At 59.0% G+C, this 13,060-nt stretch carries 11 protein-coding genes; 2 read left to right on the forward strand and 9 right to left on the reverse strand.

All coding sequences use genetic code 11. From position 1 onward, the window contains the following. The first annotated feature begins 3 nt into the window (after positions 1–3). The gene (pnuC, locus tag AC6I8D_RS05725) at positions 4–723 is read left to right on the forward strand and encodes a nicotinamide riboside transporter PnuC (protein WP_312052977.1); all 720 of its coding nucleotides are present in this window, start codon (positions 4–6) and stop codon (positions 721–723) included. Here the strand turns inward: pnuC and zitB are convergent. The 4 genes from zitB to AC6I8D_RS05745 all read right to left on the reverse strand — a co-directional run bounded on the left by zitB (position 720) and on the right by AC6I8D_RS05745 (position 5,765). Then, entirely contained in the window at positions 720–1,688 is a 969-nt protein-coding gene (zitB, locus tag AC6I8D_RS05730; protein ID WP_312052976.1) for a CDF family zinc transporter ZitB, read from the reverse strand. The genes pnuC and zitB overlap by 4 nt on opposite strands. Next, on the reverse strand, positions 1,666–4,740 hold the full coding sequence (locus tag AC6I8D_RS05735) for a hybrid sensor histidine kinase/response regulator (protein WP_497819767.1): 3,075 nt from the start codon (positions 4,738–4,740) through the stop codon (positions 1,666–1,668). Before AC6I8D_RS05735 ends, zitB begins: the two co-directional genes overlap by 23 nt. Then, complete coding sequence (locus tag AC6I8D_RS05740; RefSeq protein WP_312052973.1) at positions 4,722–5,303, reverse strand: LuxR C-terminal-related transcriptional regulator; 582 nt, start codon at positions 5,301–5,303, stop codon at positions 4,722–4,724. Before AC6I8D_RS05740 ends, AC6I8D_RS05735 begins: the two co-directional genes overlap by 19 nt. 99 nt (positions 5,304–5,402) lie before the next feature. Then, positions 5,403–5,765, reverse strand: coding sequence for a YbgS-like family protein (locus tag AC6I8D_RS05745; RefSeq protein ID WP_312052971.1), 363 nt, complete (start codon positions 5,763–5,765; stop codon positions 5,403–5,405). Positions 5,766–6,069: 304 nt separating this feature from the next. Between AC6I8D_RS05745 and aroG the strand changes: the two genes are divergently transcribed. Continuing rightward, the gene (aroG, locus tag AC6I8D_RS05750; protein WP_312052969.1) at positions 6,070–7,122 is read left to right on the forward strand and encodes a 3-deoxy-7-phosphoheptulonate synthase AroG; all 1,053 of its coding nucleotides are present in this window, start codon (positions 6,070–6,072) and stop codon (positions 7,120–7,122) included. A 60-nt stretch (positions 7,123–7,182) separates the two neighbouring features. Here the strand turns inward: aroG and gpmA are convergent, their stop codons facing one another. The 5 genes from gpmA to modF form a co-directional block, all read right to left on the reverse strand. After that, entirely contained in the window at positions 7,183–7,935 is a 753-nt protein-coding gene (gpmA, locus tag AC6I8D_RS05755) for a 2,3-diphosphoglycerate-dependent phosphoglycerate mutase (RefSeq protein ID WP_089561134.1), read from the reverse strand. Between the two features lie 151 nt (positions 7,936–8,086). Further along, positions 8,087–9,121, reverse strand: a complete 1,035-nt coding sequence (gene galM / locus AC6I8D_RS05760; protein WP_312052967.1) for a galactose-1-epimerase — start codon at positions 9,119–9,121, stop codon at positions 8,087–8,089. Then, positions 9,115–10,263, reverse strand: coding sequence for a galactokinase (gene galK, locus AC6I8D_RS05765; RefSeq protein WP_497819768.1), 1,149 nt, complete (start codon positions 10,261–10,263; stop codon positions 9,115–9,117). The genes galM and galK overlap by 7 nt, the downstream gene beginning before the upstream one ends. Next, complete coding sequence (galT, locus tag AC6I8D_RS05770; RefSeq protein ID WP_497819769.1) at positions 10,263–11,306, reverse strand: galactose-1-phosphate uridylyltransferase; 1,044 nt, start codon at positions 11,304–11,306, stop codon at positions 10,263–10,265. Before galT ends, galK begins: the two co-directional genes overlap by 1 nt. Positions 11,307–11,531: 225 nt before the next feature. Beyond that, positions 11,532–13,004, reverse strand: a complete 1,473-nt coding sequence (gene modF / locus AC6I8D_RS05775) for a molybdate ABC transporter ATP-binding protein ModF (protein WP_497819770.1) — start codon at positions 13,002–13,004, stop codon at positions 11,532–11,534. Positions 13,005–13,060: the final 56 nt, after the last annotated feature.

Here is a 13,060-nt window from a genome sequence, read left to right on the forward strand (position 1 = left end):
GCCATGGACTTCTTCAGCACGCACAATATCCTGCTGCATATTCCGCTTGGTGCGGGCGGTTACGACCTCTCGTGGATTGAGGCGATTGGCACGCTGGCGGGTTTGCTCTGCATCTGGCTCGCCAGCCTGGAAAAGATCGTCAATTATCCGTTTGGCCTGATTAACGTCACGCTGTTTGCGGTGATCTTCTTTCAAATCCAGCTCTACGCCAGCCTGCTGTTGCAGCTGTTCTTTTTCGTCGCCAATCTCTATGGCTGGTACGCCTGGAGTCGGCAGACGGATGACCATCAGGCGGCGCTGAAGATTCGCTGGCTGCCGTTACCCAAAGCACTGGCCTGGGCAGCCGGCTGTATCATCGCGATTGCGCTGATGACGCGCTACATCGATCCGGTGTTTGCGCTGTTGACGCGGGCGGCGGTCACGTTGCTGAACGGTCTCGGACTGGCGGTTGCGATGCCAGCGCTGCAACCGGATGCGTTCCCGTTCTGGGATTCCTGCATGATGGTGCTGTCGATTGCGGCGATGATCCTGATGACGCGCAAATATGTCGAGAACTGGCTGCTGTGGGTGATCATCAACGTGATTAGCGTGATGATCTTTGCGCGCCAGGGCGTGTATGCGATGTCGCTGGAATATGTGATTCTGACGCTGATTGCGCTAAACGGTTCACGGATGTGGATTCGCAGCGCGCGGCAACAGGGTTCCCGCGCGCTGTCGTCTTAGTGAGCGTGATGCTCACCCGGTGCGTGACTGTGGTCATGATGGACGTGACCGGCTGCTGAGCCACTGTTGATGCCGAGTTCACACTCGGCACCGGCACACGGCTGGTACTCCATCTGCACGGTGGCGTGCGCAATCTGATAGTGCTGCTGCAGATAATCATGAATACGGTGCAGCAGCGCGTCATGATCGTAAGGCGGGATCACCTGCACGTGCAGCGTCAGCAGCGGTTTCTCACCGACCTGCCACAGATGAACATGATGCACATTTCGCACTTCGGCAATATTGAGCGTCAGATCGCGGATCAGTCGGGTGACGTCCAGCGAACGCGGCGCGCCTTCCAGTAACTCCTGCAGGCTTTCGCGCAACAGCGCCCAGGCGCTGCGCAGCACCAGCAGCGACACCAGCAGCGACAGGATCGGGTCAATCGGCGTCCAGCCGGTCAGCATAATAATCACCGCCGCCACGATAGCGCCCACCGACCCCAGCAGATCGCCCATCACATGCAGCGCCGCGGCGCGCACGTTCAGATTCTTCTCTCCGCTGCCGTGATGCAGCAACCAGAACGACAGGATATTCGCCAGCAGGCCCGCGATTGCGACACCCAGCATCAGTCCGCCGGTCACCGGTTGCGGATCGGCAAAACGACGCAGCGCTTCCCAGACGATCAACGCGGTAATCGCCAGCAGGGCCAGCGCATTGACAAACGCGGCCAGCGTGGTCAGGCGAAGCAGGCCAAAGGTATGTCGGGCATTGGGTTTACGGCGAGCAAACTGCACCGCCAGTAGCGCCATCAGCAGCGCGGCGGCATCGGTCAGCATATGACCGGCATCGGCCAGCAGCGCCAGCGAACCAGACAGCCAGCCGCCAATCACTTCGGCGACCATAAACAGAGTGGTGACGCCAAACGCGGCCGCCAGACGGGTGCGATTGCTATCCTGCCCGCTATGAGTGTGGGTGTGTGCCATAAGAATCCAGTTTTTTCAGTAACCTGTTAGTCAATAATATCAGTAATCGCCACGTTTCAGACGTGTCCTGATGCTGTTTTGCCTGTTCCGCCAGCTGCTGACTAAGCTGCGCGCCTTCCTCCAGTCCCACCAGTAACCAGCTGCCTTTCATCCGGTGAGCGGCTTCCGCTAATCCGTGCGGGTCCGACTGCTCGCGCGCGGTGGTGAGCCGCGCCAGATCCTGGCTCACCGTGTCGCGCAGCGTCTGGCTCAGGCGGCCGAGAAACCTGTCGTTGTGCTGCGCCAGCCGCAGCAGATTGTCATCCAGCGCCGCCAGCGGATCGGCCTGCCACTCGGCCAGTAGCGCGCTGAGGTCGGATAACTGCACCGGTTTGATCAGCACCCGTTCGCCCGCCGCCAGCTGTTGTGTCAGCAGCTGGGCGTCGGCTGAACAGAGCACCCGCATCGCCTGGCGGCCACGCTGGCGGTCACGACGGCGCAGCAGCCGCAGCAGCAGCGTACCGTCAGGGCGCGGCATCATCTGGTCGATAAACAGCAGGTCATAGGGCTGATGCGCATCGGCCCGCAACAGATCGCGTCCCTGTTCGAAGATGTCAGCCTGGATAGCAAAGCGCGCCAGCTGCTGCTGCATCACCAGCAGATTGGTGGGATGATCATCCACAATCGCCACGCGCAGCTGGGGATAACCGGGCAGGGGGGCCTCACTGCTGTGGCTGACCGGTTCGCAGGGGTGCAGCGGCAGTGTGACGGTCACCTGAGTGCCGTGGCCGGGCTGAGAGCGGAGCCGGATATCGCCTCCCATGCGCAGCACCATCTCACGGCAGATAAACAGTCCAAGACCGCTGCCCTGCACCGAAACCGATCGGCCGGACGGCGCCTGGTACCACGGATCGAACAGTTTCTGCTGCTCATCAGCTGGAATACCGCTGCCGCTGTCGCTGACCGTCAGCTCCAGCTGCTGCCGGGCTGCCAGAGTCAGGCGAATCTCACCGTGGCGGGTAAACTTCAGCGCATTGGTCATCAGATTATTCACCACCTGCTGCAGGCGATCGGCATCGATCAGGATCGCCTCAGGCAATGGCGTCAGCGCGTCAACCACCAGCCGCGGTCCGTCAGCGCGCATTAACGGATGGTAAAAATGCTGCTGCTGATCGAGCCACTGCGGCAGCGCCAGCGGACGCGGCGACAGGGTGAAGCTGTTGCTCTCAATCCGCGCGTGATCCTGCAGGTCATTAAGCAGGGTCAGCAATGACTGCGCGCTGCTGTGCAGCAGCGTCAGATTCTGGCTGCTGTGCTGCTGTTTTTCCAGCTCCAGCAGTCCGAGGATCGCCTGCATCGGGGTGCGCAGCTCGTGGCTGACGGTCGCCAGAAACTGACTTTTCATCGCATTGGCGCGCTCGGCCTGCTCGCGCTGCTGACGTTCACGGCGCTGTTGCCAGTAACGGCGGGCCAGTAACAGCAGCAGCAAGGCGATCGCCGCTCCGGCAACGCCCAACACCATCATCGGTAAAGAGCGCATCACCATCACGCTGCCCGGCTGCGGTGGCGTCGACCAGCTGTCGCGCATCTGACTCTGGGTTTCTGCCGGGATCTGCTGCAGCGCCCGATCCAGTAGCGCACGCAGCACCGGCTGGTCTGGTGTAACCCCCAGCGCGATCGGCCAGGCAATATCGCTGGCGGCAAAGGCAAGATGGATACGTACGTCGTTGCGGCTGGCGATGCGCCAGCGGGCCGAGAGCACATTATCGACCAGCGCATCGATTTGTCCTTTAGCCAGCGCATCATACAAACTGCTGCGGTCGGCAAAGCGCTGCGGCTGCAAATCGTCAGGCAGCAGGCGCTGCGCCAGATCGTCCTGCAGCACCCCGACCCGTTTACCGCGCAGGTCGCGCCACTGGGTCAGGGTATCAGGCTGGATGCTGTAGATCCCCCACAGCGCGCGCCATACCGGCAGTGAGGTGCTCTGCATGGCATCGCCGTTAAGCGGTTGCATCAGCTGCAGCATCGCCTGCTGCTGACCGAGCAGCGTGGCGGCCTGGCGGGGATTACTGACCCACACCGGCTCAAATTGCAGCCCGGTACTCTGGGCAATCACTTTCAGCAGTTCTACGCCATAGCCGCGCGCCGTGCCGGTGCTGTCACGATAGCTCCACGGATAGTTATCCGGCTCGGCGGTGTAGAGCACGCGCGGATGGGCGGCAATCCACGCCCGCTCATCCGGGCTGAGCATCAGCGTCTGGGTATCCTGATAGCGCGGCAGAGTGCTGCTCCAGCGCGCCTGAAGGGTACTCATCAGTTCGGCGGGCAGCTGGCGCAGACTCTGATTAATCCAGCCAATCAGCTGCGGATCGCGGCTGACCGCACGCAGGTTGACCTGTCCGGCCTCTATCCGCGAGGCGATCTGATAAATCTGACCCTGTTGCAGCTGGCTCAACAGAAAGCCGGCGCTGGTTTCATCCGCCACCACGTAATCGTTCTGCTGATTGAGCAGGGTGTAAAGGGCCTGCAGGTCGCTGCTGTATCGCCGCCAGTGATGACGCGCCGCCAGCGCCGGCGGCAGCTGTGCCAGCGTTGTGTCACCGATCGCCAGCTGGGCATTCTGGCTGTTAAACATCACCGCGCGCTGATTCTGCTGATTACGGTAGATGCGCAGCGGGCTGCTGAACCAGTTATCACTGCTGAGGATGCCGTCCGGTAACGGTGCGGCCAGCATGCCGAGGGCGAAGTCGATCTGGCCATCGTTCAGCGCCTGCAGCAGGTGTGCCTGGTCGGCATACAGCGTCAGGCTGAACTGGGCGCCGGTCAGCTGGCGCAGCGCCGAGAGATAATCGGCATTGATGCCGTAGAGGTCGTTGCCGATGCGCATCGCCCACGGCGCGTTATTCTCTTCCAGCAGGCCGACGCGCAGCATCCGACCCTGCATGGTTTCAGCGCGATTCACCGGCAGCATCATCGGCAGGTTAACGCTGCTGACCGGACGGACTTCCGCCCCGGCTCCGCCCCACAATAACAGCAAAATCAGCAGCCAGTATTTCACTGCTGCGCCTTCCACAGGTCGGCCAGTTCCACCACCGAACGGGCGCCGGTTTTTTCCAGAATATTCTTTTTATGGGTGCTGACGGTTTTGTTGCTGATGTGCAGCTGCTCGGCGATTTGCAGATTGGATAAACCGCTGGCCAGTAACGCCAGCACCTGACGCTCTTTCTGAGTCAGTGGCAGCTCAGGGCGATCTTCAATGGCGGGAAAGGCGGTGTGGCCACCCAGTACCGCCAGAATGGCGCTGAGTAACTGCTCCATCCGCTGACTTTTCACTACATAGCCTGCCGCACCTAGCGCCTGCGCGCGTCGCATAGTGTGATGGGTTTGCTGGGCCGAGTAGATCAGCACCGGGCAATCCGGCAGATGAATTTTCAGGCGACGCAGAATTTCCAGCCCGTCACCATCCGGCAGGCCAATATCCAGCACGATAATATCCAGCGGTAATGACAGAAAGGCGCGCGCCGCCTGTTCGCTGCTGGCGGAGTAGAGCGTAACCGGAATCGGCGATCGGGTCAGTGCAGCCTCAAGGGCAACCTCGACCAGTGGATGATCATCAATCAGAAGCAATGCGGCCATGAACGTTTCCCTGTTAATTTCACCGGCTCAGCATAGCGGAAGAGAAGAGAGGAGGGGAGAAAAACACAGGAGAGCAGAGGCTCTCCTGATCGGACAGAATTACTGCGAAGTGCCGTCGGTCTTGGTATTAACCTCACCGCCACCTTCTTTAGTCTGTACTTTCTTATTAATGTTCGGGCATTTGCCGTCTTTACACTGACTATTCTGGTCAATTTCATTTGCAGACATATTGCCGCTGCTGGTGTTGCTGCCAGAAGTCGCCGGATTGGTGTTGGTGCCGGTATTATTAATATTGCTGTTATCAACGTTATTCGGTGGCAGATTTTCTTTTGCACCGCCCGCCGCTGCGCCCGCATCGGCAGCCTGGTTAGCCGTACCATTGTTGTTGCTCGCCGCCATGGCCGCGCCGCTGCTCAGAGTCATCGCTGCTGTTAAAAAGAGTAAGGCAAACTTTTTCATCATTATGCTCCCGTTAATTAATCAAGTTGCTGCTTCAAGCCCAGAGGTGCAGTTTTTGGATAAAAGGGTCCCTGACGAAATAAAATTCGCCGGTTGGCTTAAACAGGGTGATTTAATCATGTAAGCAGTCCATTCCTCAGTGCTTACCATTAAAAAGTCTAGACGCTTACCCGATTAATGCAAATATCACCCGCACATTTAACCGCCACATTTAACCCGCAGCGGGAATTTACACCCCTGGCGCTTCGGGCTACATTGGACGGGTTGTGCCCGGCGCGCGCTGGGCCAGAAATAATATGGAATCAGTATGAATTACCAGAACGATGATTTACGCATCAAAGAGATTAAAGAACTGTTACCGCCGGTAGCGCTATTCGAGAAATTTCCGGCAACCGATCGGGCGGCAGAAACCGTTTCGCAGGCCCGTCAGGCGATTCACCAGATTTTGCAGGGGCAGGACGATCGCCTGCTGGTGGTGATCGGTCCGTGCTCGATTCATGACACCGAAGCGGCAAAAGAGTACGCCGCCCGCCTGCTGACGCTGCGCAATGAGCTGAAAGGCGAGCTGGAAATCGTGATGCGGGTCTATTTTGAAAAGCCCCGCACCACGGTGGGCTGGAAAGGGCTGATCAACGATCCCTACATGGACGGCAGCTTCCAGCTGAACGACGGCCTGCGTCTGGCGCGTAAACTGCTGCTGGACATCAACGACAGCGGCTTACCGGCGGCGGGCGAGTTTCTGGATATGATCACTCCGCAATACGTGGCCGATCTGATGAGCTGGGGGGCGATTGGTGCCCGTACCACCGAGTCACAGGTTCACCGTGAGCTGGCGTCGGGACTCTCCTGTCCGGTGGGCTTCAAAAATGGCACCGACGGCACCATCAAAGTGGCTATCGACGCCATCAACGCCGCCGGTTCACCGCACTGCTTCCTGTCGGTCACCAAATATGGCCATTCGGCGATTGTCGAAACCAGCGGTAACGCCGATTGCCACATCATTCTGCGCGGTGGCAAAGAGCCAAACTACAGTGCGCAGCACGTCAGCGAGGTCAAAGCCGGACTGGCGAAAGCCGGTCTGCCGCAGCAGGTGATGATCGACTTCAGCCACGCTAACAGCAGCAAGCAGTTCCAGAAGCAGATGCAGGTAGCGGACGATGTGGCGCAGCAGATGATCAACGGTGAGCGGGCGATTATCGGCGTGATGATTGAAAGCCATCTGGTGGAAGGCAACCAGAGCCTGGAGAGCGGTGAGCCGCTGGTCTACGGCCAGAGCATCACTGATGCCTGCATCGGCTGGGATGACACCGATAAAGTGTTACGCCAGTTAGCGGCAGCGGTAAAACAGCGTCGCGGCTGAAGGCAGCGCGCATAAAAAAGGCCAGACTCGCGTCTGGCCTTTTTGCGTTTTAGCACAAAATTATTTGGCTTTACCCTGGTTAGCGACGGCCGCGGCTTTCGCTGCGATCTCGTCGGCATCACCCAGGTAGTAACGCTTCAGCGGTTTGAAGTTTTCATCGAACTCATACACCAGCGGCACGCCGGTTGGGATGTTCAGTTCGAGGATCTCATCTTCGCTCAGGTTATCCAGGTATTTCACCAGCGCACGCAGTGAGTTGCCGTGGGCGGCGATAATCACTTTCTCACCGCTTTTGATGCGCGGCAGAATGGTGTCATTCCAGTAAGGGATCACACGATCGATGGTCAGTGCCAGGCTCTCAGTGGTCGGCAGCTGCTCAGGCGTCAGTGACGCATAGCGAGGATCGTGGCCAGGGAAACGCTCATCAGAGCGGTCCAGTTCTGGTGGAGTAACGGCAAAGCCGCGACGCCATTGCTTAACCTGCTCATCACCATACTTAGCGGCGGTTTCTGCTTTATCCAGGCCCTGCAGCGCACCGTAGTGACGCTCGTTCAGACGCCAGGTTTTTTCGACCGGCAGCCAGGCCTGATCCAGCTCATCCAGCACGTTCCACAGGGTGTGGATAGCGCGCTTCAGTACTGAGGTGTAAGCAAAATCAAAAACAAAGCCTTCTTTCTTCAGCAGTTGACCCGCTGATTTGGCTTCGCCACGACCTTTTTCAGAAAGGTCAACATCATACCAACCGGTAAAGCGGTTTTCGTTGTTCCACTGGCTTTCGCCGTGTCGCACCAGAACCAGCTTAGTTACAGCCATAGCTTAACTCCTTAATACTGTGATGTTTCTGTGAGAATGGAAACCTGCTGCTGCCAGCCCGTTCAACGAGCCAATTGCGCCATACCATAACGGAAAAGCGGGCAGCGCGTAAGCCTGTCGGTAACGCACTGCGCGTTTTTCAGCCGGTGACTCAGCGCGGCGTGAAGCGATAACGCGTCACCGATTCCCAGCGATCTCCCGGCTGCAGCCAGCAATCGGCCTGCGGCCATTCCGCATGATTAGGCGAGTCCGGCAAAAACTCACTCTCCAGCGCAATGCCCTGAAAAGCAGTATAGCTCTCCTGCTCACGAGCACGGGTCCCTGCCAGATAGTTAGCCGAATAGAACTGCAGCGCCGGTGCCGAGGTGGTGACACTGAGCTGCAGTTTGCCATCTTCTGACCAGAGTTCCGCCGCGGGCTGACTGGCGTCGCCGGCGCTGTTCAGCAGAAACGCGTGGTCATAGCCCTTCACCGCACGCTGATCGTCGTCGGTGAGGAAATCCTGCGCCACCGGTTTGGCCTGACGAAAATCGAAACTGGTGCCCGCCACCGCTTTCAGCGGCGCGTTCGGAATACCTTCGCTGTCGACCGGCAGATAACTGTCGGCATGCAGTTGTAAGCGATGCTGACGCGCGTCGCCATGATGCGCATCAAGGTTAAAGTAAGCATGGTTGGTCAGGTTGACCGGACAGGCCCGATCGCAGCGCGCCTCATACTGAATGCTCAGGCAGTTATCGTCATCCAGCTGATAGCGCAGATCGGCGATCAGATTGCCCGGATAACCCTGATCACCATCGGGTGAATCCAGCCGATAGTGCACCTCAGTTTCCGACTGGCTGACGATCTGCCAGCGGCGCTTATCAAACCCTTCCGGGCCGCCGTGCAGCTGATGCGGACCCTGATTGGCCGCCAGCTGCCGGTTGATTTTATTCAGCTTCGCCCCGGCGATACGGTTGGCGTAGCGTCCGACCGTGGCACCCAGGTAGGCATCCTGATGCAGGTAATCTGACGGTGTAGCGCAGCCGAGCAGCGCCTCACGCACCGTGCCATCCTGCATCGGAACACGGGCCGACAGCCAGGTTGCGCCCCAGTCCATAAAGGTCACCAGCATGCCGTTCGCATTACGCAACACGGTGATGCGCCACGGCTGGCCGTCCGGCGCGTGAGAATTGACGTCGTTTAACATGGGCCTGCTCCCACTGAGGCTTTACAGACGTAGAAGGTCTCTTTGATGCCGGTCTGCGCTTCATACTGCTCCGCCACCGCAGCTTTCACCTGATCGACCAGATCGAGCGGCATCAGCGCCACGATACAGCCGCCAAAGCCGCCGCCGGTCATGCGCACACCGCCGCGCTCGCCGATTTGGGCTTTAACAATCTCCACCAGCGTATCGATCGGCGGCACGGTGATCTCGAAATCATCACGCATTGAGGCGTGAGATTCCGCCATCAGCTGGCCCATCCGCGTCAGGTCACCGCGAGTCAGCGCATCTGCTGCTTCCAGGGTGCGGGCATTTTCCGTCAGCACGTGACGAACGCGCTTCGCCACCTGCGGATCAAACTGCGACTGCGCCGCCTCAAATTCAGCCAGCTCGACGTCACGCAGCGCCGGCTTGTTGAAGAAGCGCGCGCCGGTTTCACACTGCTGGCGGCGGGTGTTGTACTCGCTGCCGACCAGGCTACGGCGGAAGTTAGAGTTGATGATCACCACCGCGATATCTTCCGGCATCGAGACCGGGCGGGTGCTTAGCGTGCGGCAATCAAGCAGCATGGCGTGATCTTTCTGACCGAGCGCCGAGATCAGCTGGTCCATGATGCCGCAGTTACAGCCCACAAACTGGTTCTCAGCTTCCTGACCGTTGACCGCAATTGCTGCGCCGTCCAGCGGCAGATGATAGAGCTGCACCACCACGGTGCCGACCGCCACTTCCAGCGAGGCAGAGGAACTCAGGCCTGCGCCCTGTGGCACATTGCCGCTGATCACCATATCGATGCCGCCGAAATCGGCGTGGCGCTGTTGCAGATGTTTCACCACGCCGCGCACATAGTTGGCCCACATCGGCTGCTCAAGGCTGACGATCTCTTCATCCAGCGAGAAGCTGTCTTCGGCGTTGTCATAATCGACCGCCACCACCCGAACCTGACGATCGTCACGACGGGCGCAGGCGATTACGGTCTGATAGTCGATGGCGCACGGCAGCACAAAGCCATCGTTGTAGTCGGTATGTTCGCCAATCAGATTAACGCGACCCGGTGCCTGAATGGTGTGGGTAGGCGCATAGCCGAAGGTGTCAGAGAAAACCTGCTGCGTGATGGTTTTTAAGCTCATTATTGTGCCTCACGGAAGTGAACGTCGCTGACAGAACGCAGACGTTCCGCCGCCTGTTCCGCCGTTAAATCGCGTTGGGTTTCGGCCAGCATTTCATAGCCAACCATGAATTTACGCACCGTTGCCGAACGCAGCAGCGGCGGATAGAAGTGAGCATGCAACTGCCAGTGATCGTTGGCTTCGCCGTTGAACGGCGCGCCGTGCCAGCCCATCGAGTAGGGGAAAGAGCACTGGAACAGATTGTCGTAGCGACTGGTCAGCAGCTTGATCGCTTTGGCCAGATCGCTGCGCTGCGCCTGATTAAGATCGGTCAGGCGTTTAATGTGCGCTTTGGGCAGCAGCAGGGTTTCGAACGGCCACGCCGCCCACCATGGCACCACGGCCAGCCAGTGATCGGTTTCGACCACGGTGCGGCTGCCATCCTGCTGCTCACGCGCGAGATAATCGACCAGCATCGGCGAACCGTGTCGGTCAAAGTAAGCACGCTGATGGTCCTCTTCGCGCTGTGCTTCATTGGGCAGGAAGCTGTTGGCCCAAATCTGGCCGTGCGGATGCGGGTTAGAACAGCCCATCGCCGCGCCTTTGTTTTCAAACACCTGCACCCACGGATAGTGCTGACCGAGATCGGCGGTCTGCTGCTGCCAGGTGCGAACCACCTCTTCCAGCGCGCTGAGCGACATCTCCGGCAGGGTTTTGCTGTGATCCGGTGAAAAGCAGATCACCCGGCTGGTGCCGCGTGCGCTTTCACAGCGCATCAGCAGATCGTCGCTCTCGGGCGCGTCTGGCGTGTCGGTCATCAGCGCAGCAAAGTCATTGGTAAAGACATAGGTGCCGGTGTAATCAGGGTTTTTGTCGCCGGTAATGCGGGTGTTGCCGGCGCACAGGAAGCAGTCAGGATCGTGCGCCGGCAAGGTATTAACCGCCGGCGTCTCCTGCGCGCCTTGCCATGGGCGTTTGGCACGATGAGGTGAAACTAAAATCCATTGATCAATCAGTGGATTGTAACGGCGATGCGGGTGATCGACCGGGTTAAATTTTTCCATGTGGAATCCTGGTAAGCGTCAAAAGCCAGAAAGGCATCGGTAAAAAGTAGCACATCAGCGCGCCCGAAAGCGTGATCAAGTCTGGATAAATGGTATCGTTTACACAAGCTGAATATTCTCATTTAGTGGCATTGTGTCGACATCACTGGCAGAAAAGGGCGAAGGTAATGGTAGCGCTTACATCTGGGTGTAAAGCAGACGCCGACCGGGCGGCGTCTGGCGGGATTATCCGAGCTGTTGCTGCTGGTAGTGGTAACCTCCGTCGCTGGCAACAAAGCTCAGACGGTGCGTGATGCACTGCGGTGCATCCTCGGCGTGGTGCGAAACAAACAGCAGCTGAGTACGGCCTTCGCCGATCAGCACATCGACAAAGCGCCGCACCAGCTGGCGGTTGATCGGATCAAGTCCCTGCAGCGGCTCATCGAGGATCAGCAGCGTCGGATGTTTCACCAGCGCGCGGGCAATTAACACCAGCCGCTGCTGTCCCCACGAAAGGCTGTGGAAGGGGGCATCGGCCTGCGCAGGGGTCATGCCAAGCAGCGCCAGCCACTGCCGGGCCAGCGCCTTCTGGCGGTCAGACGCCGCCTGGTAGAGACCAATCGAATCGAAGAAGCCTGACAGGATCACCGTGAGCACATTGACGCTAACGCGATAGTCGAGATGCAGGCTGCTGCTGACATAGCCGATATGCTGCTTAATCTCCCAGATGGTTTCACCGCTGCCGCGTTGGCGGCCAAACAGCGTCAGATCGTTGCTGTAGCCTTGCGGATGGTCACCGGTAACCAGGCTGAGCAGAGTTGATTTGCCCGCCCCGTTCGGACCGATAATCTGCCAGTGCTCGCCGGCATTCACCTGCCAGCTAAGACCGTCGATCACCGGCCGATCGTGATAAGAGACGACGCCGTTGCGCAGTATCACGCGCGGCGCATCATTGGCCAGCGACGGCAGCTGGTCCGGCGCATCGGCTTCCGGCAGCGCCATGCCCAGCAGTTGTTCACTGTGCGCCAGCTGCGCCACCAGCGCTTCGGCTAAAATCGCCTGCCGTGGGCCAATATGGGTCAGGGTACACTCTGCCAGCACCCCGATTTGCTGAATATAGTCAGGGATATCATCAAACCGGTTGAGCACCAGCACCAGGGTAAATTCGGGCTGCTGCAGGCTGCGTAAGGTTTCGGTCAGGCTGGCGCGTGACGCCACATCCAGCCCGTCAAACGGCTCATCCAGAATCAACAGATCCGGCTGCTGCATCAGCGCCTGACAGAGCAGAGTCTTGCGGCTTTCGCCGGTAGAGAGGTATTTAAAGCGGCGCGACAGCAGGTGATCGATGCCGAACTGGCTGGCCAGTTGCTCACAGCGTGCGGGCTGCTGCACCTCCGCCTGAATCACCTCTGCCACGGTCAGGCCGGTATCCTCTTCACCTTCGCTGAGCAGGTCAGTGTTGTTGCGCTGCCACTCATCGGCCACCAGCTTTTGCAACTGCTCAAGCGACAGCCGCGTCGGACGCTGAAAATCACTGCTGACCGAGCCGGCAAGCGGCGCCAGTTCGCCGGAGAGGGCGCGGGCCAGCGACGACTTGCCGCTGCCGTTGGCACCGACAAAAGCCCAGCTTTCGCCACGCTGAAGCTCAACCTGATTCAGGGTCAGGACCCGGGTATCGCTAAGACGAAACGTGCCTTGCGAAATCTGCAATGAAGCCATGATCTGTTCCATTTTTTGCATCGTGTTACTGAGTTGTAACCACTGGACGCGATGAA

It is taken from the genome of Pantoea sp. X-Soil-MYKO-1785 (assembly GCF_059730675.1).

What these genes read in the sequence shown, in the direction of transcription:
- pnuC (WP_312052977.1), top strand. Translation starts at nt 4, where the DNA reads ATGGACTTCTTCAGCACGCACAATATCCTGCTGCATATTCCGCTTGGT.
- zitB (WP_312052976.1), bottom strand. Translation starts at nt 1,688, where the DNA reads ATGGCACACACCCACACTCATAGCGGGCAGGATAGCAATCGCACCCGT.
- AC6I8D_RS05740 (WP_312052973.1), bottom strand. Translation starts at nt 5,303, where the DNA reads ATGGCCGCATTGCTTCTGATTGATGATCATCCACTGGTCGAGGTTGCC.
- AC6I8D_RS05745 (WP_312052971.1), bottom strand. Translation starts at nt 5,765, where the DNA reads ATGATGAAAAAGTTTGCCTTACTCTTTTTAACAGCAGCGATGACTCTG.
- aroG (WP_312052969.1), top strand. Translation starts at nt 6,070, where the DNA reads ATGAATTACCAGAACGATGATTTACGCATCAAAGAGATTAAAGAACTG.
- gpmA (WP_089561134.1), bottom strand. Translation starts at nt 7,935, where the DNA reads ATGGCTGTAACTAAGCTGGTTCTGGTGCGACACGGCGAAAGCCAGTGG.
- galM (WP_312052967.1), bottom strand. Translation starts at nt 9,121, where the DNA reads ATGTTAAACGACGTCAATTCTCACGCGCCGGACGGCCAGCCGTGGCGC.
- galK (WP_497819768.1), bottom strand. Translation starts at nt 10,263, where the DNA reads ATGAGCTTAAAAACCATCACGCAGCAGGTTTTCTCTGACACCTTCGGC.
- galT (WP_497819769.1), bottom strand. Translation starts at nt 11,306, where the DNA reads ATGGAAAAATTTAACCCGGTCGATCACCCGCATCGCCGTTACAATCCA.
- modF (WP_497819770.1), bottom strand. Translation starts at nt 13,004, where the DNA reads ATGGCTTCATTGCAGATTTCGCAAGGCACGTTTCGTCTTAGCGATACC.